The sequence below is a fragment of the Paenibacillus sp. FSL M7-1455 genome (assembly GCF_038004655.1).
GTDB classification, from domain to species: Bacteria; Bacillota; Bacilli; order Paenibacillales; family Paenibacillaceae; genus Paenibacillus_AQ; species Paenibacillus_AQ cookii.
On the sequence record NZ_JBBORO010000001.1, the window covers coordinates 1,431,414 to 1,455,098 of the forward strand.

Sequence of the window (23,685 nt, forward strand, 5' to 3'; positions counted from 1 at the left end):
CCTGTTTTTGAATTCGCCCGTGCTGTACTTCCCTCATGCTTGGCCTGATGAACAGGTGCGCAGAATGAGCAAGGCCGGACCATACCATGAGGAGGAGAACGAGCGATGAGCACAGAACATGAAACAGGGGGACAGGAACACCATCGGGATACGGAAAAAGAAAGCACGGGGCGTCTGCGGCCTTTTCCGGGCAGCCGCAAGGTATACATTCAGGGCTCGCGACCGGACCTATTGGTCCCCGAACGCGAAATTGCCCTTCATGACACAAGCACTCCCCAAGGGGTGGAGCATAACGAAGCGCTCCGCGTGTACGATACGAGCGGTCCGATGACCGATCCGGATTATGAGGTGGACATCCGGACGGGCTTGCCTGCGCTGCGCAGGATGTGGATTACGGAGCGCGAAGACGTAGAGTCGTACAAAGGCCGGGCGATTAAGCCGGAGGACAATGGCTTGAAGCCGGGCAGCAAAAGAGCTGGAGCCGAGACGTATCCCGGCGTAACCGGGGAACCGCTGCGGGCACGGGAAGGACGATGCGTGACGCAGATGCATTATGCGCGGAGAGGCATCATTACACCCGAGATGGAATTCGCAGCCATCCGCGAAGGCGTGGAGCCCGAATTCGTACGGTAGGAGCTGGCCAGCGGCCGTGCCATTTTGCCTTCAAATATCAATCATCCGGAGAGCGAACCGATGATTATCGGACGCCATTTTCACGTCAAGATCAATGCCAACATCGGCAATTCGGCCGTATCGTCTTCCATTGAGGAAGAGGTCGAGAAGATGACCTGGGCCGTCCGTTGGGGAGCGGATACGGTTATGGACCTGTCCACGGGCAAAGACATTCACACCACCCGGGAATGGATCATCCGCAATTCGCCGGTACCGATCGGTACGGTGCCGCTCTATCAGGCGTTGGAAAAGGTCGGAGGGGAGGCGGAGGCGCTGACGTGGGAGCTGTACCGCGACACGCTGATCGAGCAGGCCGAGCAGGGTGTGGACTACTTTACGATCCATGCGGGCGTGCTGCTACGCTATATACCGATGACTGCCAAACGGATGACGGGCATCGTCTCACGGGGCGGATCGATCATGGCGGCATGGTGTCTGGCGCATCACCAGGAAAATTTCCTATACACCCATTTCGAAGAAATCTGCGAGATCATGAAGCGGTATGACGTCACCTTTTCGCTGGGAGACGGCCTTCGTCCGGGCAGCATCTATGATGCCAATGATGAAGCGCAGATGGCAGAACTTGCGACGCTGGGGGAACTGACCCAAATTGCCTGGAAGCATGACGTGCAGGTGATGATCGAGGGTCCCGGACACGTGCCGATGCACAAAATCAAGGAAAACGTGGACTTGCAAATGGAGATTTGCCAAGAAGCGCCGTTCTACACGCTCGGCCCACTGACCACGGACATTGCGCCGGGGTACGATCATATTACATCGGCCATCGGGGCGGCGATGATCGGCTGGTTTGGTACATCGATGCTCTGTTACGTTACGCCGAAGGAACATCTCGGCTTGCCAAACAAGGACGATGTGCGCGAAGGTGTCATCGCCTACAAAATCGCGGCCCATGCCGCCGATCTGGCGAAAGGCCATCCGCGTGCGCAGCGCCGGGACGACGCGCTTTCCAAAGCCCGCTTCGAATTCCGCTGGCGCGACCAGTTCAACCTCTCGCTCGACCCGGAACGCGCCATGTCCTACCACGATGAAACACTGCCTGCCGAAGGAGCGAAGCAGGCGCATTTCTGCTCGATGTGCGGGCCGAAGTTCTGCAGCATGCGCATTACGCAAGATATCCGCGCATTTGCCGCGGAGAAGGGATTGTCGGAACAAGAGGCAGTTGCCGCAGGCATGCAGGAAAAAGCCGAGGAATACCGGATGCGCTCATAATGTTGGCATTTTTGCTTGGTGTCTGCTGATCCGTTAAATTGACATTATTACTGCTTGTCCGCATGGAAACGGACAGAAAGAGAAGCAAAACAGCAAAAGCAGTTCATCTCCCTACCTTGGGAAATGAACTGCTTTTTTGGCATGTCATGCTTCACAAGCCAGACTTGGGCTGCATATTCAATTCCCTTTGCAAAATACGGTGCCAGAACGGAAAGAGGACTGTGGACGGTTATGCCGCTAACCGCCGCTATGCGTGCTGCCGCCGGAGCCATGGCCAAAAGCCAGTCCTTCTGAGAACGGCTGCGCCATGCTGAACTGCGGTGTTAGCAGGTAATTGCCGTTTTTGTCGATGAAACCGTATTTTCCGTTCACGTAAACTACTGCCGCCCCGTTTGAAAACGGGTCGGCGTGATCATACCGGGGTGTAATCCGGAGCTTGCCGGTGGTGTCAATATAGCCGTATTTGCCGCCGAACGCAAGCATTACGGCCGCCATACCTTCGGAGAAATCGGACGTCGAGCTATACCGGTATGGAATGACCAGTTCCCCCTTCGTGTTGATGTACCCCGCTGTTTTGCCCACATTGACCCGAGCCAGTCCCTCGGAGAAATTAGACGCCTGGGTGTAGATGGGCTGTATGCTCACCTTGCCATGGCTGTCTATATAACCGTACCGTGTCGCCGTAGTTCCGTCAGCATTCTGAACCTGCGTCGTATACAGCGCACGGTCATTATAAAGAATGCCGGCATTTCTCAGCTTGTATTCGAACAGCTCGCTAGTTAAACTTTTCAACGTAAAATTCGTCTATATTAATAAGATACGACCAATTCTACTTGATGGAGGTTATGCAATATGGCTATCAAAAAAATGATGAGTGCTTTCTTAGCAGTGTGCTTTGTATTGATGTTTGCTTCTGTCCCTACGTATGCAGCATCAAATGTTAAACTAATAGTAAACAGCGAAATAATTACTCCTGATTCACCACCAGTAGTTATCAATGGTAGTACCCTAGTTTCCTTGAAATCCTTAAGTAAACTAAACCTTAGCTTAATTTGGGGCTCAAAAAATAAAAGCGTTACCGTAACTACAAAAGAAAATAAACCTGAATTTCGAAAGCGCATAAGAATGCGGTGGCGATCATCCAGGAGCGGATCAACAACTGTGAATAAGTGGGAGTGGGACCAGCGAAATTTTGAAACCAATATCCACATGGGGATAACTCCCCCCTCCCCAGAAAAGGGGCATTGTTGTTTTCCATGTGAAATGTTGGAAGCCGTCACTCCAATTGAACCACTTTGGCTTCGATTCGTTTCCATGCATGACGACCGTCGAAATCCTTGATCAGCTTGAGCACGACCGCGCGACTATGCCGAACAAGCGTCGCCGCGCAATGAAAGAACTCCAGTCGGAATCTTGCAATCGTATAACCCTGATGCATCGGTTCGCAACAATCGCGCTTAAAGCGTTCGAACAAATTGTAGGCCAGCAACTTGATCAGCAGATCGACTTCATTCGCTTCAAAATCACTGGTCGCGATCCGGTCCATGGAAAAACCGTCTTTCGCCTCTTTGATGTAATTTTCCATGCAGCAACGCTGGTTGTAAAAGCGCCATAGGTCAATTGGTTCCCACTCCAGGTTGGTTACAATCGCTTCATACTGCCAGTCCTCGTCGAATACGATGCGGCCTTGACCGTCTTCGCAGACTTGCGTCTTACGAATGACCGCTACGCGACGGGGCTTTTTCCAGGACGTAGCTTTGTAAATCAAAGTGATGCCCTCGATGATCCAGTCCTCGTCGACATAGCGCGTCCAGTAGCGACAAGCCGCCACGTCGCTTGCGAGGCGTTTGGTCCATTTCATTTTGCCGACGTAACCGATCTTGCGGCCTTCCCACAGTTGGTAGAAATCCTCGCCGCCAAAGCCTTTGTCGAACCGGGCGTACGCCACTTGGCGCTCGCCGAGCAGTGCGAAGGTTTGCTGCAAAAAGTCGATTGCGTCGGTTGAAGAATGCGTGTTGCCGGGGCGAAGCCTCGCATTCAGATTCAAGTGGGTTTGCCCTTCAAAAGCCAGCAACGGATGGTAGCTGTTTCGTCCGGGCTTATGCGGATTGGTGCCTTTGGCCGCGCCGGCCTGCTCCCCGTATACCGTCTCCACCGAGGAGTCCAGATCAAGGATTGGCTTGGACGGCAAGCAGAGATGAATGATATCCATATTCAGCTTGCGCAGTTCCGTCGGGAGCTGCGGGCAGGATCTGCCCAGACGCGCGAGCTCCTTGTACAGCAAACTGTGATGCGGCAGACGGCCTCCCAGAAAACGACAAAGCAACACATCGTGCTGTAACTTGCGGAAATGAAAAATACGCCCGCAGCCCAGCATCCAGCCAACCATTAGATAGAGCAGGATGCGATGAACAGGAAAAATGGCGTTGTGCGCTTTGCCGCCGGAAAGGCGCTGCATGGCCTCGGCGAGCTTGATTTTTTCGAGATAGGCCAAAAAGATTTTGACGCCGCCGAAACTCGTGGCGTTCTGCAGCGAAAATTCGCTCTTGATTTTGCTGACCGGTGTGGTAGACTTCACCTAAAAGGTGCTCCTCTCTTTGGGTGATGTTGTCCTGGACAAACACCATTCTACCAAAGATTTGGAGCCCTTTTTATGTTTTTAATGCGCAGTACTTTCGAAATTCAGGATGATTATTTATTTGATGATGATTATCAATTTCGCAAAAGGGGGGTGAATGATAACGGGAACATCCGTGTAAACAAAGGAAAAATGATTATTTTAAAAAAGAACATTATTGATAATGATAATCATTATCAATAATGTTAAACTGAAATCGTTACCCGGTAAACCATATTTTGATGAAATTGGAAGACGGGCCGAAAGGTTGCGGGGTGGTTTTGATCAAGGAAAGGAGCCGTAGTGAACGTGGAGCATGCCGATGATCTAAAAAAGGCCATTTTCGGACTGCACTGGAAATTCATTCATTTGACGGAAGAATACGAAAGCCAGGAACATGCCAATTTGGCTGAACAAGCCCGGGCGTGCGGGATTACGGATTGCCCGGACAGCGTCACGAGCATTCACGTCGTCGACTGCATCGGCAAACACGAACCCATTAACAATACCGCGATTGCGGAACGCATGGAATTGTCCAAGGCGAGCATTACCAAGATCAGCGCCAAGCTGGTGGATCACGGTTTCATTACGCGGGCGCGCATGCCCGACAACAAGAAGGAAATTTATTTTCACCTGACGCCGAAAGGGAAAAAGCTTTATGAATTGCATGATAAGATGCACCGCGCCGGGGAAGAACGGTTTAACCGTTTTCTTAGCCGTTATTCCGGAGCCGAGCTCGATTTCATCAGAACATTTTTTGAAGACGCCGTAAACGAAGTGGAAAACGCCATTCAGAAGGAGATGTAAATATGAACACGACACTGCGAATTGATCAGCTGCGGGCATCCGTTGAGGGAAAGGAAATTTTGAAGGGACTGAGCCTCGAAGTGCGGGGCGGCGAAATTCATGCGGTCATGGGACCGAACGGAACCGGGAAAAGCACGCTGGCTTCGACGCTGATGGGACATCCCAAATATGAGGTGTTGGGCGGATCCGTGACTTTGAACGGGGAGGATTTGCTCGAAATGGACGTCGATGAGCGCGGACGGGCAGGTTTGTTTCTCGCGATGCAGTATCCAAGCGAAATTACGGGCGTGACCAACTCCGATTTCATGCGCAGCGCCATCAATGCAGGGCGCGGGGAGGGAAATGAGATTTCCCTGATGAAGTTCATCCGCCTGATGGAAGCCAACATGAAGACGTTGGAGATGAACCCCGAGTTTATGCACCGTTATTTGAACGAGGGGTTCTCCGGCGGCGAGAAAAAACGGAACGAGATTTTGCAGATGATGATGCTGCAGCCGAAAATCACGATTCTCGACGAAATCGATTCAGGTCTGGACATCGATGCGCTCCGCATCGTCGCCCAAGGCGTCAATTCGCTGCGCAGCGCGGACCGCGGGTTTCTGATCATCACGCATTACCAGCGGCTTCTGGATTATATCACACCCGATTTTGTCCATATCATGATGCAAGGCAGAATCGTCAAATCCGGCGGGCCCGAGCTGGCGCAGCGGCTGGAAGCGGAAGGTTACGAATGGGTGAAGGAGGAGCTCGGCATCGAAGACGAGACAGTCGGGCAAGACGAGGACGCGTTTCAAATGCCGATGAACACGACGGGTCCAAAAATCCGATAGATGCTGGAGGAATCGAAAATGAATACGATCATGATGTCTGTGGACCGGAATCAGGTGCTTGAATCCTTCCGCGCGGACCAGGAGCCGGAATGGGGGACGGCGATTCGGGAGCAAGGTTTTCGGCTGGCAGAGGAGCTGCCGCTCCCTAAGCTTGAGAAAACGAACATCGAAAGATGGAATTTGGGAACGTTCGGCGAGATCAGACGCCCGGCGCAACGAGATTCCTTGAAGGACGCAGGGGGAGCGACTTCGGAATGGATCGATTCGGATAATGCGCTTGTGCAGCGCAACTCCGGGATCGAGTTTCAACGGCTCGCCGAGGAGCTCAGGGGACAAGGCGTTATTTTTACCGGCCTCGAACAGGCGGTGCGGGAATATCCGGAGCTTGTCAAGCCGTATTTGATGCAGGCCGTCCGGGCGGACGAAAACCGGATGACGGCCATTCATGCCGCGCTGTGGAGCGGAGGGGCATTCCTTTACGTTCCGAAAAACGTCCAAGTCGAGCAGCCGCTGCAGGCGCTGTTCCTGTTGGATGACGAAGAAGCCTGCTTTATGCCGCATGTGTTGATCGTGGCGGAAGAAAACAGTTCGGTGACCTTCGTCGAAAACGCGGTGTCCGCGGTGAGCCGCAAGCATGACCAATTCGGGATTATGGAGGTGTTCGTCAAACGCGGGGCCGAGGTCCATGTCGCGTCCGTGCGGGGCCTTGGCAAGCAAGTGACGGACATGACCTACCGCCGCGCGCATGTCGAAGCGGACGGCCGCATCCGCTGGGTCGTCGGCGAGATGAACGCCGGCAACGCCATGGCGGACACCGCATCGATTCTTCAAGGGAACGGCGCGGATTCGGACGCCAAAGTGATCTGCGTCGGAGCGGGCGGGCAGCACATGAATTTGACCACCCGCGCGGTGCATATCGGGCAATTTTCCACAAGCGACATGGTGACCCGCGCCGTGATGCGCGAAGACGCGACGGCGATCATTAACGGCATCACGAAAATCGAAAAAGGGGCGAGCGGCACCAACGGCCAGCAGACCGAAAAAGTGCTGATGCTGAGTCCGAAGGCCCGCGGCGACGCCAATCCGATTTTGCTGATCGACGAAGACGACGTGCAGGCAGGGCATGCCGCCAGCGTCGGGCAGGTGAATCCGGAACAGATCTTTTATTTGATGTCCCGCGGGATTGCCCGGGGGGAAGCCGAGCGGCTGATCGTTTATGGATTCCTCGCTCCCGTCATTTCGGAAATTCCGAACGACCGTTTGCGGGACCGGCTGCAGTCGCTGGCGGAACGCAAGCTTGGACAGGCTTGAACAAAGGAGGGAATGGAACATGGCTAAACAAATGCCTGAATTGGATGATTATAAATACGGCTTCAAGGACGCGCACCAATCCGTCTTTCAAACGGCCAAAGGGCTGAGCCGCGACGTCGTCGCCGCCATTTCGGAGATGAAAGGAGAGCCTGCGTGGATGCGCGATTTCCGCTTGAAGGCGCTGGAGCAATTTTTGGCGATGCCCGTGCCGCAATGGGGCGGGAACCTGAACGACCTGGATTTCGACGATATCCATTATTACGTGAAACCGGCCGAGCGCCAGGGGAAAACCTGGGAGGAGGTTCCTTCCGAAATCAAGGAGACCTTCGACAAGCTGGGGATCCCCGAAGCGGAGCAAAAATACCTTGCGGGCGTTTCCGCGCAATACGAATCCGAAGTGGTATACCACAGCATGAAAAAAGAGCTGGAAGAGCAGGGCGTCATTTTTACGGATACCGATACCGCGCTGCGCGAGCACCCCGAGCTGTTCAAAACATATTTTGCGACGGTCGTTCCTCCGAGCGACAACAAGTTCGCCGCGCTGAACAGCGCCGTCTGGTCCGGCGGCAGCTTCGTTTATGTGCCGAAAGGCGTCAAATGCGAGGTGCCGCTGCAGGCTTACTTCCGGATCAACTCGGAAAATATGGGACAGTTCGAACGCACGCTGATCATCGCGGACGAAGACAGCTTTGTGCACTACGTCGAAGGCTGCACCGCGCCGATCTACAGCACGAATTCTTTGCACAGCGCCGTGGTGGAAATCATCTGCCGGAAAAATTCACGGGCGCGGTATACGACGATCCAAAACTGGGCGCCGAACATTTACAACCTGGTGACGAAACGCGCCGTTGCGGAAGAAAACGCGAATATGGAATGGGTGGACGGCAACATCGGCTCCAAGCTGACGATGAAATATCCGTCGGTGCTTCTGAAAGGCCGCGGCGCGAAAGGTTCCGTGCTGTCGATCGCCGTTGCGGGCAAAAACCAGCATCAGGACGCCGGAGCGAAAATGTACCATCTTGCGCCGGACACCACGTCGACCATCATTTCCAAATCGATCAGCAAACACGGCGGCAAAGTGACCTACCGGGGCCTTGCTTCCTTCGGCCGCAACAGCGAGGGTTCCAAATCGAACGTCAAATGCGATACGTTGATTCTCGACAAAGAGTCGACTTCCGACACGATCCCGTACAACGAAATCAAAAACGATAATATTACGCTTGAGCATGAGGCAACCGTATCCAAGGTTTCCGAGGACCAGCTGTTTTATTTGATGAGCCGGGGCCTCAGCGAAGCGGAGGCGACGCAGATGATCGTCATGGGCTTCATCGAGCCGTTCACGAAGGAGCTGCCGATGGAATACGCGGTGGAAATGAACCGGCTGATCAAATTTGAGATGGAAGGTTCTATCGGGTAAAAGAGGGCGGCCTATGTTGGTATCGGATATTATCGTTCGGGATGTTGTGAAAGTGAAGGAGAGCGAACGGATCAGAGACGTTCTGGAACGTTTTTTGCTCTATCAAATAGGCGAGCTTCCGGTCGTGAACGAACGCAATGAAATCGTCGGATGGATCACCGCGCGGGAGATTATGAAGCGGATCGGCAGAACGGGCCCGGTGATCGTGCCGGCGCTGATGTGCAACGTCTTGTTCCCTTATGCGGCGCTGCTCGACGATGAGGACATGGACCGGAAGCTGCATCGATTAATGGATTGCAACGTCATGGATATCGCTGCCCGCCAAGCGCCGGTCATCCGGTTCGGCTCGGAGCTTGACGAAGCGGCCGCTCTTATGGGCCGGGTTCATGCCCATTCGCTGCTCGTCGAAAAAAACGGCATTCTGGCAGGGAAGGTAAGTCCGTACGATATCCTTCGTTGCACATGCGTCGAGCCGCCAGCATACTGAACCTCGGGTTTTACGAAGACGTTCCTCGCTTGAAGGAGCGGGTGCCGGCCGCCGAGAAGCTGACTATTTTATAGCACTTATATAAAAATCGCATTTTCACGCCAATCCTGAAAAAAGGGTTGGTTTTTTCTTGCAGATTTTCTTGGCGGAAGATGTAACTTTTTAGTGAAAGGATACGTCTTATTTTCAAAGCTTGCAGAAAAATGGAGGATCACAGACGATGGACCAAGCTTCATTGCCCAAAAGATCTACCGTCAGACAACAATCCTATAAGCATAAAAAGCGCAAAAAACGCAAAAAAGGGTTCGGGTGGTTCCTTTCCCGTTTCGTATGGACCGTGCTGATTGCGGGAGCGCTTGGAGCCGGCTGGTTATTCTTGACGCCGAGCGGCAACGAATACCGGTTCCTGATGGCGGACACGCTGATCACGACGCAGCATCGGCATTGGGCCAAATATATCATCGGGCAGGCCGAGCTGGATCGGAGGGTCGCCGAATACAACCAACGCTTCGAATCGATGGGCGAGGAAAAAGATACGCACCAGATCCATCTGCCGGCTCCGGAGCCGGCTTCTTCGGAAAGCCCGGAGGCGGCCGTGCATAAAAAGCCGCTAGTCGAAATCGAGGAGATTTCCGGCAAAGGCTACCACGGCTACGTCATGACCGTCAACGATCCGACGAAAATACGCCTCGGCGTGCCGCATGCCCGGGGGAAAGGCGAAAAAGTGTCGAGCATGGTGAAACGAACCGGCGCAGTTGCCGGCGTAAACGCTGGAGGTTTCGCCGATCCGAATTGGAAAGGAAACGGATTTAAGCCGATCGGGATCGTCATTTCCCAGGGCAAGCTTTATTACAACGGCCTCGGAAACAGCAAATCGACCCAGGTCGTGGGCATCGACAAAAACGGCAAGATGGTTGCCGGCCATTATTCCTTGAAAGAGCTGAACGACATGGGGATCAAGGAGGCGGTAACCTTTCAGCCGCGGATCATCGTCAACGGCAAAGGGCTGATCCGGAATGCGAAAGAGGGTTGGGGCATTGCGCCGCGGACGGCGATGGGACAGCGGGCCGACGGTGCCATCCTGTTCGTCGTCATCGACGGCCGCCAGCCGACCTACAGCATCGGCGCGAATTTGTACGACGTGCAGCAAATCATGCTGAAGCGCGGAGCCGTGATCGCCGCCAACCTGGACGGCGGTTCATCGACGGTGCTCGTGAAGGACAACGAAATCGTGAACCGGCCTTCGTCCGAATACGGGGAGCGGTATTTGCCGACCGCTTTCCTCGTGTTCGAGCATCCGGAAGAAGCGAACATCCCGAACATTTGGGCCGGTTTGAATCCGAAGGACATCGATCCCGGGAAAAAGTAAGCCGTTGCTGCATGCGGCCCCAGCCTGGTTTTGTTGAATGGCAAAATAAAGGACAGCCCGAGGGCTGTCCCAGGCTGTCGAGAAACCCCCTGTTTTTTTGCAGGGGGTTTAAAATTGCCTCGTCGGTCACTGAAGTAGGGTTCTCAGAGCGCTTTAAATCGATTTTTATTTTAAAAGATATGATTCCCCATATAAAAAATAGAGTGTCGAAAAGTCCGTTGGACTTTCTCGACACTCTGGGACAGCCCGAGGGCTGTCCTTTTATCGTATGCGTATAGGTCCATGTCATGCTGACGTGGATGCTGGCGTGAATATAGGAAAGGAAGATGATGGCATTAAGCTTTTTTAGAGTACATGATGCCGATCGTTTTCGGGCCGCAGTGGCTGGAGATGACGCAGCCCGCCGTGGAAAGCGCCACTTCGCGGGCGTTCGTGTTTTCCTGGAGCACCTTTTGCAGCCGGAGCGCTTCGTCTTCGGCAAAGGAATGGACGACCACGATCAGGTCGTTATCCATCAGGCCGCTTTTTTCCAAGGCGTTTTGCAGCATTTGATTCGTCGCTTTTTCCTTTTTGCCCCTTACCTTGTAGGCGGGGGTCATTTTTCCGTCAATCACCTTGATGACAGGGCGGATGTTCAGCAGGCTTCCCAGCAAATTTTGCACGCCGGAGCAGCGGCCGCCTTTATACAAATATTCGAGCGTGTCGATGACAAACTCGGATTCCACCTGGGGCCGTACGGCTTCGAGCAGCTTTACGACCTCGTCGAGGCTTTTTCCCTTCCGGGCGGCAAACACCGCTTTCATGACCAGGAGGCCGATCGCGCTGGAAAGGTTCAACGAGTCCACGACGCGGATCGAAGCTTCCGGAAATTCGCTCGCCGCGATCAAAGCGTTCTGATAGGTCGCCGATAATGCGGAGGACAAGCTGATATACAAAATCGATTCCCCTTGGTTGACATGCGGCTCGAATGCAGCCATGAAATCCGCAGGAGAAGGGGCGGCCGTCTTCGGCAGGCTTCCGCCCCGTGACACCCGCTCATACAGTTCGGCCGGCGTAATGTCCACCCCGTCCCGGAGCTGCTCGTTCCCGAAAACGACATAGAGCGGAATGATTCCGATGTCGTATTGCTGGACCCACGCTTTCGGCAGGTCGCTCGTGCTGTCGGTAAAAATTTTGATGTTAGACATGAACATCTCCCTTAGTTTTTCTTTACATATAAAATCCCGATCGTTTTGGCCCCGCAGTGGGAGGAAATGACGCAGCCGGCATCGGAGATGGCGACTTCGCGGGCGCCGGTACGCTCCTCAAGCATCCGTTTGAGCTCCCGGGCGTCTTCCTCCGCCATCGAATGGGTAACGAAAATGAGATCTTGATCGATCCGGTCCCGGTTGGCCAGGGCGTTAGTCAGCAGCTGCTCCAGCGCTTTTTCCCGTTTGCCGCGGACTTTGTAGGCCGGGGTCATTTTTCCGTCGATGACCTTGATGACCGGACGGATTTTCAGCAGGCTGCCGACGAGATTCTGCATGCCGGAGCATCTTCCGCCCTTATACAAATAATCCAGCGAATCGATCACGAATTCGGTTTCGACAAGCGGTCTGACGCTTTGCACCAATTCGGCGATGTCCCGCGCGCTTTTTCCCGCTTCGGCCGCTTTGACCGCCTTCATCACCTGAAGCCCGATTCCCGTGGACAGGTTTAATGAGTCAACCACCGTCACCCTTCCGTCGGGAAATTCGCCCGCGGCGATCACCGCGTTTTGATACGTGGAGGACAGTTCCGACGAAAGGCTGATATACACGATGTCCCGGCCTTCCTCGATGTCCGGCGTAAACGCCTGGATGAAGTCCGACGGCGACGGAGCGGCGGTTTTCGGCAAGCTGCCTGTTTTGTCCACTTCGGCGTAAAGCTCGGCCACGCTAATGTCCACGCCATCCCTGTAGGTCTTGTCCCCGAACGTGACATAAAGCGGAATCAGGCCGATCCCGTAGTCCCGGATCCACTCCCGGGGCAGGTCGCAAGTGCTGTCGGCAAAAATTTTAACTTTCGTCATTTCGGTCACCTTCCTGCTCTTAGCATGAGTACGACAAACATCAGGCCAAAACTGAAAATGATAATGGCGTTCAGGGAGAGCCCCAATACGGCAAAGATTTTTTTGCGGTTCCGGAGAATCGTCCCGACGATGCCCAAAATGACGCCGATGACATTCGCGGCGAACAGGCCGATCAGGATCATGGTGATGACCGTGACGCCCGTGGTCGAACTCTGGGTCCAGGAACTGTCGGTCTCGAGGCCTTGGGCGAAAACGGCCCCCATCGCGCCAACGCTAATGATATAGGCCAGCATGGACACGAGGCTGATGATAAACGAGGCGATTCCGGGACCGGAGTGCCGTTTATGCCGGAGCGGATGCTGGTGTGGTTCCATGTTCTTTCTCTCCTTAAGTGAATAGATATGTATGCTTCTTACTCTTCCATATTATCAAGCAAAAATCAAGACGGGCGAAGGCTTTCGGCGCGGGGAAGCGGTGGAAAAGGCATACCGGATCGGGTAATATGATGACAGACTGCAAAACCTAAGCGAAGGAGTGGAGACGACACATGCAGCGCAAGTTTATGATCATCGGCGCGATCATGGCCATGCTCTCCGTGGCGATCGGCGCTTTCGGTGCCCATTTGCTGGAACCGATCGTCGGCGAAGATGCGATGAAAGTTTATGAAACCGGGGTTCAATACCATATGGCGCATGCGCTTGGCATCATTTTGATCGCGGTAGCGGCCGGCATCTGGGGGGATTCGCGAAAATTGGCCTGGGCCGGCTGGCTTTTGTTTGCGGGCATCATTCTTTTTTCCGGCAGCTTGTACGTGCTGACCGTTACCGGGATCAAGCAGCTTGGGGCGATTACGCCGATCGGCGGCGTGGCGTTCATCGCCGGATGGATATGCCTGATCGCCGATGCGGCGTCGCGAAAGAAACGATAAGACTAAGAAAGCCCTTGCGCTTCCTGTTCACAGGAGGACAAGGGCTTTGCTCGTATTAGACGACCTCAATGATTTCGCTAAGCTTAAACGAATAGACCTGCTTCTCGTCGACGTGGTAGACGTTAAGCAGCTGATTGGTTTCGTCGAAATTCAATATGCGGCACGGCATACTGTTCCGTGTGCCGCCGCGGCTGATCGTCAGCCGGGTCAGCCGGTTGTCGCGGATGCATTCCGTGATCCATTCATACAGCTGGGAGCCGTAATCCGCGGAAATCGTTTTTTTCTCAGCGGGGGAGCTGGGGCTGGTCGCCGGTTGTCCGGTCTTTGCTTTTTGAGTGCGGTTGTTGTCAGGCACAGGCAAATCTGCGGAAGCGCCTGACTTGTGAACAAGGGATTTCCGTTTGTCCCGAAGCATCGAATCGATCAGCTGGCCAAGCTCCATTCCGGATTTGATCCGGAAGTCCGCGATGCTTTCGCATTGGTTAAACATTTCGATCATCGCCTGCAATGCAAGCGCATTCGAGCGGCCTTTGACCAGGATATCGACATTAAACAAATACCCTGACTCTTCAACATTTTGTTTATTCTCCATAATTCCCCCAGCCTATACCATGTGAAAAATATGTATGAAACTGAATAAATCATATCATGAACACGTAAATGTGAATAGTCCTAATGTCCGATGCGTGCGTAACTTTATTCCTAGCCGGCGGGAAGGTCGCCTACACGGGAAGCGCCTTGCGGGAATACACATAATTTGAGCATTTATCCTATTAGGGAGGTGTGAGCCTATGGTGACGATGGAGCCTATTTCGGTCGGTGGTCACACCCTTGTCGGAGTGGAAGTCAAGCTCCCCAAAACGACCCTGCTGACGATCAGCACCTCGCGCGGTTACATCATGTGCGGGGCGCTCGACATCGGACTTTTAAATGATCGCCTGGGCGACCGCAAGATCATTGCGGGAAGAGCGGTGGGCGTCCGGACGTTGAAGGAGCTGCTGGAATCGCCGCTCGAATCCGTCACGTCGGAAGCAGCCGCCCTGGGTATCGTTCCGGGCATGCCCGGACATGAAGCGCTTCTTAAAATGCTATAGACGACTGGTTCAATGGTCATAGATTTTCATGAAGCTGGCTGATTAAAAGTGCGGCGAAAAAACCAGCCCGCCAGGGCTGGTTTCGTTTTTGGCATTATGGGATTTGGTAAAAATCGTTTGCGTGCCGCCTCTAGCGGAAGAGCGCCGCCAGATGTTCACGGTAGGGTGCGCGGACGATGCCTTTTTCCGTTATGATGGCGGTGACGTATTCGTTTGGCGTCACGTCGAATGCCGGATTATAGACTTTGATGCCGTTGGGAGCCGTTCTTTTGCCGAAACCTTCCGTAATTTCATGCTCCGGCCGTTCCTCGATCGGAATCAGGTCGCCCGATTCGGTATTCAGGTCGATCGTTGACAGCGGACAAGCCACGTAAAAAGGAATGCCGTGCGCTTTGGCCAGAACGGCGAGGCTGTAGGTGCCGATTTTGTTCGCCACGTCGCCGTTGGCCGCGACGCGGTCGGTGCCGACGATCACCGCCTGCACCCAGCCTTTGGACATGACCATGCCGGCCATGTTGTCGCAAAGCAGCGTGACGTCGATGCCCGCATGCTGCAGCTCGAAGGCGGTGAGGCGCGCGCCTTGGAGCACGGGGCGGGTTTCGTCCGCGAACACCTTCAGCTTCATGCCTTTTTCATGGGCGAGATACATGGGGGCGGTCGCGGTTCCGTATTTGGCCGTCGCGAGGCCGCCCGCATTGCAATGCGTCAGGACGCCCATGCCGTCCGAAAACAGCGGCAGCGCGTGCTCGCCGATCCGGCGGCAGACGTCCTCGTCTTCGGCTTGGATCGACGCCGCTTCGGCGAGAAGGGCATCCGGGAAGCCGGCGATCCCGTCCTCGGAAGCGGCAAGGCGGGAGGCCTTTTCCTTCATCCGGTCCAGCGCCCAGAACAGGTTCACGGCCGTCGGACGGGAGGTTGCCAGATAGGCGCATACCTTGTGGATATGCTGCAGCCATTCCAGCTTGTCCGCGCCTGCGTACCGTTTGGCGCCGAGGACGACGCCGTAGGCGGCCGCGATGCCGATCGCGGGCGCCCCGCGCACGACCATGGTGTGGATGGCTTCCCATACCTCCTCGGGCGTGGCGAGTTTTCGCATGATGATGTTTTCGGGCAGGAGGCGCTGATCCAAAAGCTTCAGCGAATCCTCTTCCCATATCACCGAGATCAGCGGTTGATATCTATCTTTTTGCGTAGATTCCTGGATGCTCATCGTATTGCTCCTTCGAATGGTTGTGCCGCTTGTTTCACGAGCCGCAGAATGTCTTCTCCGTTCTTCACGGTGCGGTGGTTTTTCACGAGATGCTTGCCGATGGCAAGGGCTTTGCGCTGGGCTTCTTCCCGAAGCCGCTCGTCTTCGATGGCGTCGATGTCCGCGACATGCGAGAGGCCGACGATCCGGCGGATCATTTTGCAGCCGGCGAAGCCGGCCGTATCCCGCAAAACCTTGGCGACGTATACGTCCTGGTAACCGGGGGATCCCGCCATCGGATCTTTGGCTTCTTCGTCCCATAGTTTGCGGAAGCGGGTTTCGAACTCTTGCCAGATATCCGACACCATCGAAAGCAGCCGCTGCTCCGTTTCCCGGCGGGAGGCCGGGTCTTTCGTCCATCCGGGGCGGGAAGCGTAATTCAGCAACAGGTTGGCGATGACGGCCCCGACGTCGAAGCCCATCGGCCCGTAATATGCAAATTCGGGATCGATGACTTTCGTCGACTCCGGCGTCGCGAAAATGCTTCCGGTGTGCAGGTCGCCGTGCAGCAGCGCTTCCGCGCGGGTCAGGAAGGCTTCGCGCAGCAGCGCCACTTCAAGATGGAGGGCCGCGTCTTCGCGAAGGCTCCGGGCTTCGTCCTCAAGGTATTCCGGGTAGTTGTTGTTGGCGGACAGCTTGTACGGATCTTCGAAAATCAAATCCTCGGTAATTTTGCACAAATCGGGATTGATGAATTTTCTGACCTGCTCCTTTTTCTCCTGCGGGTTCATGGCCAAGTCCGACGTGAAAAACAGCGTTCTCGCCAGGAACTCCCCGATATGCTCCGCAAAAAGCGGATATGCGACGCCATCGATGAGGCCTTTGCGCATGATCGTATGGTCGCTTAAATCTTCCATGACGGTGATGGCGAGGCGATCGTCGTAAGCATACACTTCCGGGGCGAGGCCGGGGCAAAGCCGGTACTGAAGCTGAAGGGCTTCCCGTTCGATTCTTGCGCGGTCCAGGGACAGGGGCCAAGATTCGCCGACGACTTTCGCATAAGGCAGCGCTTGTTTGATAATGAGGCTTTTGCCGTCGTTTTGGTCGGTGATATGGAACACCAGATTCAAATTGCCGTCGCCGATTTCCTCGCAGGCGAGCGCGGCATCTGCAGGGAAATGACCCGGAATGCCGCGGGCAAAAGAGATCGCTTCTTCGATCGTGAGTGGATGATAAGTGGACACTAAAAGTCACCTCCGCTAAGTAAAGAACCGCATAAACCGAATATAATTCCAACTTAATCGCTTGGTATTGTAAATTATTATTCAGTATATCGGATAACGGCAGGTTTTTGAACCATTTTTTTGCTTGCACAGATTTCCATGCGAAAGATGGGGCGTTTTTGTTTCATGTAGGGAGCAGCAGGGTAATATATGAACAAAGGCGGACAAGCGGCAGAGCGCTGCCCGAAGCCGATGACATGCAGAATGCAAACGGCTTTTGCGCGCCCGGCGCAGGGCCGATTATATTCATGAAAAGGCAGGGATATGACATGGCTAAAACAACCGCAAAAACGAAAACGACGACGCTGGAGCAACTATTGAACCAGGAGGTCGCGAACCTGAACGTCCTGTACGTCAAAATCCATAATTACCACTGGTACGTCAAAGGCGAGCATTTCTTTACGCTGCATGCGAAGTTCGAAGAGCTGTACGACGACATTACGCTCAAAATGGACGAGGTTGCCGAGCGACTTTTAACCATTAAAGGAAGCCCGGCCGCCACGATGAAGGAATATTTGGAGCTGGCGACGATCCAGGAGGCATCGGGCAAAGAGGACGCCCGCAAAATGGTGCAGACCCTGATCGAGGATTTCGCCACGGTGTCCGAAGAACTGCAGGAGGGCATCCGGATCGCGGACGAAACGGGAGACGAGCCGACCGGAGACTTGTTCATCAAAATCAAAAACGATCTGGAGAAGCATATGTGGATGCTGCGTTCTTACCTGGGATAAGGTTGAAAGAAGGCCGCAAACGGAACGTTTCCGGGCGCGACGAAAAACTTCCTTATTTAATTAAGGAGCGTTGCGGCGGTGCGCGTCCGGAATATTTCAAGCGGCTTCGTCCTGCCGCGGCAAGAGCCGCGGTCCCGGCTGGGGAGGGCGTTTTGCCTTAAGTTTCGCGTATACGAAAGCAGGCTTGGCTGTGTAGGCCGGGCCTGCTTTTGCGATTATTTCGGAAACAATCGGCCTATGAAGGTTGATATGGAACTGTATTTATTATAAAATTGTTGATAATCAGTGAGAATCAGTTTAGATTCATTTTAAATTGATAATTATGATTGCTTGAAATCAGGGTAGGTCATCCCTGTTTAAATAGACTGTCTGATTTCGGTAAAACACAATAACGGAGGGAATAACGTACATGGCTACTCACTTTTCGATTCAAGGCCTTAAAGCGGAAATTGAAGGCAAGGAAATCCTGAAAGGCATCAACCTGGAAATGAAAGGCGGAGAAATCCACGCCATCATGGGTCCGAACGGTACCGGTAAAAGTACCCTGGCTTCCGCTCTGATGGGGCATCCTAAATACGAAGTTACCGAGGGCAGCGCTACGCTGAACGGCGAAGACTTGCTCGAAATGGGAGTCGACGAGCGCGCACGCGCAGGTCTGTTCCTTGCAATGCAGTACCCGAGCGAAATTACGGGCGTGACAAACTCCGACTTTTTGCGCAGTGCCATTAACGCCCGCCGTGAAGAAGGTCAGGAAATTTCCCTGATCCGTTTTATCCGCCAATTGGAAGCAAAAATGAAAGAACTCGACATGAATCCGGAATTCGCGCACCGCTACCTCAATGAAGGTTTCTCCGGCGGCGAAAAGAAACGGAACGAAATTTTGCAAATGATGATGATCGAACCAAGCATCGTCATTTTGGACGAAATCGACTCGGGCCTGGATATCGACGCCCTCAAAATCGTTGCCAACGGCGTCAACGCGATGCGCAGCGAAGACCGCGGCTTCTTGATCATTACCCACTATCAACGCCTGCTTAACTACATCAAACCGGACTTCGTCCATGTCATGATGCAAGGCCGCATCGTGAAATCCGGCGGTCCTGAGCTGGCCGAACGCCTGGAAGCGGAAGGTTACGATTGGGTGAAGGAAGAACTGGGCATCGAAGACGAGACCGTAGGACAAGAAGCGTAAACAACGGAAGGAGGAAACCGAAATGACAACACAAACGATTCTTCCGGTAAACGCTGAGAGCCTTGGTCAACTGTCCAAACAGAGACAAGAACCGGCTTGGCTAACGGAAAACCGTCTGAAGGCTTTGGAGCTTGCCGCGAGCCTTGAATTGCCCAAACTCGAGAAAATGAGAATCGAGCGTTGGGACATTCAAAATTACGGAAGCTATAAAGCGGATGCGGGCATCGCATCGCTGGCGGAGGTTCCGGCATCCATTCAAGAGCTGATCCAGGATCAGGAGTCCGGAAGTTTGCTGATTCAGCGCAATTCCAGCGTCGTATATTCGAAGCTTGCACCGGAGCTGGCTGAAAAAGGCGTTATTTTTACGGATTTGCAAACCGCCGCGAAAGAGCATGGGGATCTGGTCAAAGCCCACCTGCATACGGCGGTCAAAGCGGACGAAAACTCCGTAGCGGCGCTTCATGCCGCGATATGGAACGGGGGCGTGTTCGTTTACGTTCCTAAAAACGTGGAGGTCACGGTGCCGCTGCAGGCCGTATTGCTTACGGACGACGGCGAAGCGACGTTTGCTCCGCATGTGTTGATCATTGCCGACGTCAACAGCTCGGTAACCTACGTGGACAATTACGTTTCCGGCGAAGGCAGCCAGGCGGTTACCCATAACGGCGCCGTCGAAGTGTTCGCCAAGCAGGGAGCGAAGGTCCGGTATGCAACCATTCACCAAATGGGAACCAACGTCACGGATCTGAGCTACCGCCGCGCGATCATCGACAATGACGCATCGATGGAATGGATCGTCGGCGAAATGAACAGCGGCGACACGGTGAGCGATACGTATTCGGTGCTGAAAGGAAACGGATCGACGTCCGACTCGAAAGTCATCGCGGTCGGTTCCGGTTCCCAGAAGCTGAACTACACGACCCGCGCCAACCACTTCGGCAAATCTTCCGAAAGCCAAATGATTACCCGCGCGGTGATGCGCGAGGAAGCAACGGCAATCATCAACGGGATTACGAAGATCGAAAAAGGCGCAACGAAATCCGACGGACAGCAAACGGAAAAAGTGCTCATGCTGAGCCCGAAAGCCCGCGGGGACGCGAACCCGATCCTGCTGATCGACGAAGATGACGTTAAAGCAGGCCACGCGGCTTCGGTTGGCCAAGTCAACCAGGAGCAAATTTATTACCTGATGTCCCGCGGCATTTCCCGCGAGGTTGCCGAATCCCTCATTATCTACGGATTCCTGGCGCCTGTCGTATCCCAAATTCCGATGGAAAGCTTGCAGAAACAGCTGCAAACGGTCATCGAAAGGAAGTTGGGACAATGAATAACGCCATTCGCGAGCAGTTCCCGATTCTGAAGCAGGAGATTAACGGCCATCCATTGGTTTACCTGGACAGCGCGGCGACTTCCCAGAAGCCGCTGGCCGTCATCGAAGCGCTGCGGCATTATTACGAATACGATAATGCGAACGTTCACCGGGGCGTGCATACGCTCGGCAGCCGTGCTACCGATGCTTATGAAGGCGCACGCGAGAAAGTGGCTAAATTCATTCATGCCAAGAGCACGAAGGAAATCGTGTTTACGCGCGGGACGACGACAGCCCTGAACATGGTGGCTTCGTCTTACGCACGCTCCATTTTGTCCGAGGGCGACGAAATCGTCCTGACCCCGATGGAGCATCACAGCAATCTGATTCCATGGCAGCAGGTGGCGAAAGCCACCGGCGCCGTGCTCAAATATGTTAAACTGCAAGAAGACGGTACAGTGACCTTGTCCGAAGTCGAGAAGGTGGTTTCGGACAAAACGAAAATCGTAACGATGGCTTACGTCTCCAACGTCATGGGCGTCATTAATCCGGTCAAGGAAATCGCCGCTCTGGCGCACCGCCACGGAGCCGTCATGGTCGTTGACGGCGCCCAAAGCACGCCGCATATGAAGGTAGACGTGCAGGACCTGGATTGCGATTTTTATGCTTTTTCCGGCCATAAAATGTGCGGTCCGACAGGGATCGGCGTTTTGTACGGGAAGCAGGCGCTGCTCGAGAAGATGGAACCGGTCGAATTCGGCGGCGAGATGATCGACGATGTCGGGCTTTACGACTCGTCGTGGAAGGAGCTCCCCTGGAAGTTTGAAGGGGGCACGCCGATCATTGCCGGAGCCGTCGGGCTTGGAGCAGCCATCGATTTTCTCGAAAGCATCGGGCTTGACGCCATTGCGGCCCATGAACATGAACTGGCCGAATACGCGGTGGGCCGCCTGTCCGAGATTGAAGGACTGAAGCTTTACGGTCCCCGCGCGCGGAAAGTCGGGCTGGTCACGTTTAACCTGGGCGACGTTCACCCGCATGACGTGGCGACGGTTCTGGATGCCAGCGGCATCGCCATCAGGGCCGGCCATCACTGCTGCCAGCCGCTGATGCGCTGGCTGGAAGCAAGTTCAACTGCACGCGCAAGCTTTTATCTGTATAATACGAAGGAAGATGTGGACCGTCTGATCAGCGCATTAATCCAGACAAAGGAGTATTTTGGCTAATGCAACTTGATGACTTGTACCGGCGCGTGATTATGGACCACTATAAAAATCCGCGGAACCGGGGAAAATTCGAAGACGGAACCGTTACAGTCGATTTGAATAACCCGACTTGCGGCGACAAAATTTCGCTGCAGCTCAAGGTGGATGATGGAATCGTACAGGATGCGAGATATACGGGGGAAGGCTGCTCGATCAGCATGTCTTCCGCTTCCATGATGACCGAAGCCGTCAAAGGCAAAACGGTCGAGGAAGCGAGGGAGCTGGCATCCCGGTTCTCCGCGCTGATGCAAGGGGAAGACGTCCATTTCGACGACTACGAGGATATTGAAGCCCTGTCCGGCGTAAACAAGTTCCCGGCCCGCATCAAATGCGCCACGCTCGCGTGGAATGCGTTGCGCAAAGGGATCGACGAGAAGCAGCACGACCATTAATTGATAGGGAGGTTCATACCCATGGCTAAAAAGGCCCCTGAAATAGAAGAATACAAATACGGGTTCCGCGACGAGCACAAAGCGGTTTTCCAAACCGGTAAAGGGTTGACCCGCGAAATCGTCACCGAGATCTCCAAAATTAAAAACGAACCGGAATGGATGCTTGAGTTCCGTCTGAAGTCGCTTGAACAGTTCGAAAAAATGCCGATGCCGAAATGGGGCGGCAACCTTGACGAGCTGGACTTCAATGATATCCAGTATTATGTGAGACCTTCCGAGAAACAAGGAAAAACGTGGGAAGAGGTTCCTGCGGAAATCAAAGAAACGTTCGACAAGCTGGGCATTCCGGAAGCGGAACAAAAATTCCTCGCCGGCGTATCCGCTCAATACGAGTCCGAGGTCGTATACCATAACATGCAAAAGGATCTGGAAGATCAGGGCGTCATCTTCATGGACACCGATACGGCGCTGAAAGAGCATCCTGAAATTTTCAGGGAGCATTTTGCCACCGTCGTTCCTCCATCCGACAACAAATTTGCGGCTTTGAACAGCGCGGTATGGTCCGGCGGCAGCTTCATCTACGTTCCAAAAGGCGTCAAATGCGAAATTCCGCTGCAGGCCTACTTCCGGATCAACTCCGAAAACATGGGACAATTCGAACGGACGCTGATCATCGCGGACGAAGGCAGCTTCGTGCACTACGTCGAAGGCTGTACCGCTCCGATCTACAGCACCAACTCGCTGCACAGCGCGGTCGTGGAAATCATCTGTAAAAAAGATGCGCGCGTTCGTTACACCACGATCCAAAACTGGGCGCCAAACATCTACAACCTCGTCACGAAGCGTGCCGTTGCCGAAGAAAACGCAACGATGGAATGGGTTGACGGCAACATCGGCTCCAAGCTGACGATGAAATACCCTGCGGTTCTCCTGAAAGGACGCGGCGCGAAAGGCATGGTATTGTCGATCGCGGTGGCAGGCAAAGGACAACACCAGGACGCCGGCGCCAAAATGATTCACCTGGCTCCGGACACGACTTCGACGATCGTATCGAAATCGATCAGCAAACACGGCGGCAAGGTCACTTACCGCGGTCTGGCTTCCTTCGGACGCAACGCGGACGGCGCCAAAGCCAACATCAAATGCGACACGCTGATTCTGGACAACGAATCCACGTCGGATACGATTCCGTACAACGAAATCAAAAACGACAATATCGTGCTTGAACACGAAGCGACGGTTTCGAAGGTATCCGAAGATCAGCTCTTCTACCTGATGAGCCGCGGTTTGAGCGAAGCCGAAGCGACGCAAATGATCGTCATGGGCTTCATCGAACCGTTTACGAAAGAACTGCCGATGGAATATGCGGTCGAAATGAACCGTTTGATCAAATTCGAGATGGAAGGTTCGATCGGCTAATTCATGAACCGGTCGGCCAATACGTATCTGCTTTCGCCAAACCAAGTTTGGCGAAGCAGATACGTATTTTTTTGCAAGCGGATAGCCGCATGT

Annotated in this window: 23 protein-coding genes and 1 pseudogene; 16 read left to right on the forward strand and 8 right to left on the reverse strand. The window is 54.0% G+C overall.

Annotated features, from left to right (window positions below):
• Positions 1-105: 105 nt before the first annotated feature.
• Positions 106-1,902: pseudogene (thiC, locus tag NYE48_RS06665) on the forward strand (phosphomethylpyrimidine synthase ThiC).
• Between the two features lie 237 nt (positions 1,903-2,139).
• Here the strand turns inward: thiC and NYE48_RS06670 are convergent.
• On the reverse strand, positions 2,140-2,694 hold the full coding sequence (locus tag NYE48_RS06670; protein WP_259619318.1) for a WG repeat-containing protein: 555 nt from the start codon (positions 2,692-2,694) through the stop codon (positions 2,140-2,142).
• A gap of 111 nt (positions 2,695-2,805) precedes the next feature.
• Here NYE48_RS06670 and NYE48_RS28195 point away from each other — a divergent pair, with 111 nt between their 5' ends.
• Positions 2,806-3,243, forward strand: a complete 438-nt coding sequence (locus tag NYE48_RS28195; RefSeq protein WP_445324060.1) for a stalk domain-containing protein — start codon at positions 2,806-2,808, stop codon at positions 3,241-3,243.
• On the opposite strand, the gene NYE48_RS06680 is transcribed toward NYE48_RS28195, so the two are convergent.
• Positions 3,179-4,480, reverse strand: coding sequence for an IS1380 family transposase (locus NYE48_RS06680; protein WP_340997041.1), 1,302 nt, complete (start codon positions 4,478-4,480; stop codon positions 3,179-3,181). The genes NYE48_RS28195 and NYE48_RS06680 overlap by 65 nt on opposite strands.
• Before the next feature lie 348 nt (positions 4,481-4,828).
• Between NYE48_RS06680 and NYE48_RS06685 the strand changes: the two genes are divergently transcribed.
• The 6 genes from NYE48_RS06685 (at position 4,829) to NYE48_RS06710 (ending at position 10,740) form a co-directional block, all read left to right on the forward strand.
• A complete protein-coding gene (locus tag NYE48_RS06685; RefSeq protein WP_340997622.1) occupies positions 4,829-5,326 on the forward strand; it encodes a MarR family transcriptional regulator in 498 nt (165 codons plus the stop codon).
• A gap of 2 nt (positions 5,327-5,328) precedes the next feature.
• On the forward strand, positions 5,329-6,156 hold the full coding sequence (sufC, locus tag NYE48_RS06690) for a Fe-S cluster assembly ATPase SufC (RefSeq protein WP_212950462.1): 828 nt from the start codon (positions 5,329-5,331) through the stop codon (positions 6,154-6,156).
• Positions 6,157-6,174: 18 nt separating this feature from the next.
• Positions 6,175-7,467: a Fe-S cluster assembly protein SufD gene (gene sufD / locus NYE48_RS06695; RefSeq protein WP_340997623.1), complete on the forward strand. Its 1,293-nt coding sequence runs from the start codon at positions 6,175-6,177 to the stop codon at positions 7,465-7,467.
• A 19-nt stretch (positions 7,468-7,486) separates the two neighbouring features.
• Entirely contained in the window at positions 7,487-8,884 is a 1,398-nt protein-coding gene (gene sufB, locus NYE48_RS06700) for a Fe-S cluster assembly protein SufB (protein WP_340997625.1), read from the forward strand.
• A gap of 13 nt (positions 8,885-8,897) precedes the next feature.
• Positions 8,898-9,371: a CBS domain-containing protein gene (locus NYE48_RS06705; RefSeq protein ID WP_340997626.1), complete on the forward strand. Its 474-nt coding sequence runs from the start codon at positions 8,898-8,900 to the stop codon at positions 9,369-9,371.
• 220 nt (positions 9,372-9,591) lie between these two features.
• On the forward strand, positions 9,592-10,740 hold the full coding sequence (locus NYE48_RS06710; protein WP_340997628.1) for a phosphodiester glycosidase family protein: 1,149 nt from the start codon (positions 9,592-9,594) through the stop codon (positions 10,738-10,740).
• A 335-nt stretch (positions 10,741-11,075) separates the two neighbouring features.
• Here NYE48_RS06710 and NYE48_RS06715 read toward each other — a convergent pair whose 3' ends face one another.
• Genes NYE48_RS06715 through NYE48_RS06725 form a run of 3 tightly spaced genes read right to left on the reverse strand, consistent with a single transcriptional unit; the run spans position 11,076 to position 13,164 of the window.
• Entirely contained in the window at positions 11,076-11,927 is an 852-nt protein-coding gene (locus NYE48_RS06715) for a DegV family protein (protein ID WP_340997629.1), read from the reverse strand.
• A gap of 11 nt (positions 11,928-11,938) precedes the next feature.
• On the reverse strand, positions 11,939-12,790 hold the full coding sequence (locus tag NYE48_RS06720) for a DegV family protein (protein WP_340997630.1): 852 nt from the start codon (positions 12,788-12,790) through the stop codon (positions 11,939-11,941).
• Between the two features lie 5 nt (positions 12,791-12,795).
• Positions 12,796-13,164, reverse strand: a complete 369-nt coding sequence (locus NYE48_RS06725; protein WP_212950454.1) for a hypothetical protein — start codon at positions 13,162-13,164, stop codon at positions 12,796-12,798.
• A 173-nt stretch (positions 13,165-13,337) separates the two neighbouring features.
• On the opposite strand from NYE48_RS06725, the gene NYE48_RS06730 reads away from it, so the two are divergent.
• Positions 13,338-13,718 carry a DUF423 domain-containing protein gene (locus NYE48_RS06730; protein ID WP_036711853.1) on the forward strand — a complete coding sequence of 127 codons (381 nt, stop codon included), beginning with the start codon at positions 13,338-13,340 and terminating at the stop codon, positions 13,716-13,718.
• 55 nt (positions 13,719-13,773) lie between these two features.
• Here NYE48_RS06730 and NYE48_RS06735 read toward each other — a convergent pair whose 3' ends face one another.
• Entirely contained in the window at positions 13,774-14,310 is a 537-nt protein-coding gene (locus tag NYE48_RS06735) for a hypothetical protein (protein WP_212950453.1), read from the reverse strand.
• Positions 14,311-14,509: 199 nt separating this feature from the next.
• On the opposite strand from NYE48_RS06735, the gene NYE48_RS06740 reads away from it, so the two are divergent.
• A complete protein-coding gene (locus NYE48_RS06740) occupies positions 14,510-14,812 on the forward strand; it encodes a YunC family protein (RefSeq protein ID WP_036711859.1) in 303 nt (100 codons plus the stop codon).
• Positions 14,813-14,942: 130 nt separating this feature from the next.
• Here the strand turns inward: NYE48_RS06740 and mtnA are convergent, their stop codons facing one another.
• On the reverse strand, positions 14,943-16,022 hold the full coding sequence (gene mtnA, locus NYE48_RS06745) for an S-methyl-5-thioribose-1-phosphate isomerase (protein WP_340997633.1): 1,080 nt from the start codon (positions 16,020-16,022) through the stop codon (positions 14,943-14,945).
• Positions 16,019-17,245, reverse strand: a complete 1,227-nt coding sequence (gene mtnK, locus NYE48_RS06750; RefSeq protein ID WP_340997636.1) for an S-methyl-5-thioribose kinase — start codon at positions 17,243-17,245, stop codon at positions 16,019-16,021. The genes mtnA and mtnK overlap by 4 nt, the downstream gene beginning before the upstream one ends.
• Before the next feature lie 308 nt (positions 17,246-17,553).
• On the opposite strand from mtnK, the gene NYE48_RS06755 reads away from it, so the two are divergent.
• The 6 genes from NYE48_RS06755 to sufB (NYE48_RS06780) all read left to right on the forward strand — a co-directional run bounded on the left by NYE48_RS06755 (position 17,554) and on the right by sufB (NYE48_RS06780) (position 23,592).
• Entirely contained in the window at positions 17,554-18,015 is a 462-nt protein-coding gene (locus NYE48_RS06755) for a Dps family protein (protein WP_036711892.1), read from the forward strand.
• A gap of 409 nt (positions 18,016-18,424) precedes the next feature.
• Positions 18,425-19,207, forward strand: coding sequence for a Fe-S cluster assembly ATPase SufC (gene sufC, locus NYE48_RS06760; protein WP_212950446.1), 783 nt, complete (start codon positions 18,425-18,427; stop codon positions 19,205-19,207).
• Positions 19,208-19,229: 22 nt separating this feature from the next.
• Entirely contained in the window at positions 19,230-20,534 is a 1,305-nt protein-coding gene (sufD, locus tag NYE48_RS06765) for a Fe-S cluster assembly protein SufD (RefSeq protein WP_036711861.1), read from the forward strand.
• Positions 20,531-21,742 (forward strand): cysteine desulfurase, encoded by a 1,212-nt coding sequence (locus NYE48_RS06770; RefSeq protein WP_212950445.1) that lies wholly within the window; start codon positions 20,531-20,533, stop codon positions 21,740-21,742. The genes sufD (NYE48_RS06765) and NYE48_RS06770 overlap by 4 nt, the downstream gene beginning before the upstream one ends.
• Positions 21,742-22,173 carry a Fe-S cluster assembly sulfur transfer protein SufU gene (gene sufU, locus NYE48_RS06775; protein WP_036711864.1) on the forward strand — a complete coding sequence of 144 codons (432 nt, stop codon included), beginning with the start codon at positions 21,742-21,744 and terminating at the stop codon, positions 22,171-22,173. The genes NYE48_RS06770 and sufU overlap by 1 nt, the downstream gene beginning before the upstream one ends.
• A 21-nt stretch (positions 22,174-22,194) precedes the next feature.
• On the forward strand, positions 22,195-23,592 hold the full coding sequence (gene sufB / locus NYE48_RS06780; RefSeq protein ID WP_212950443.1) for a Fe-S cluster assembly protein SufB: 1,398 nt from the start codon (positions 22,195-22,197) through the stop codon (positions 23,590-23,592).
• The last annotated feature ends 93 nt before the right edge of the window (positions 23,593-23,685 follow it).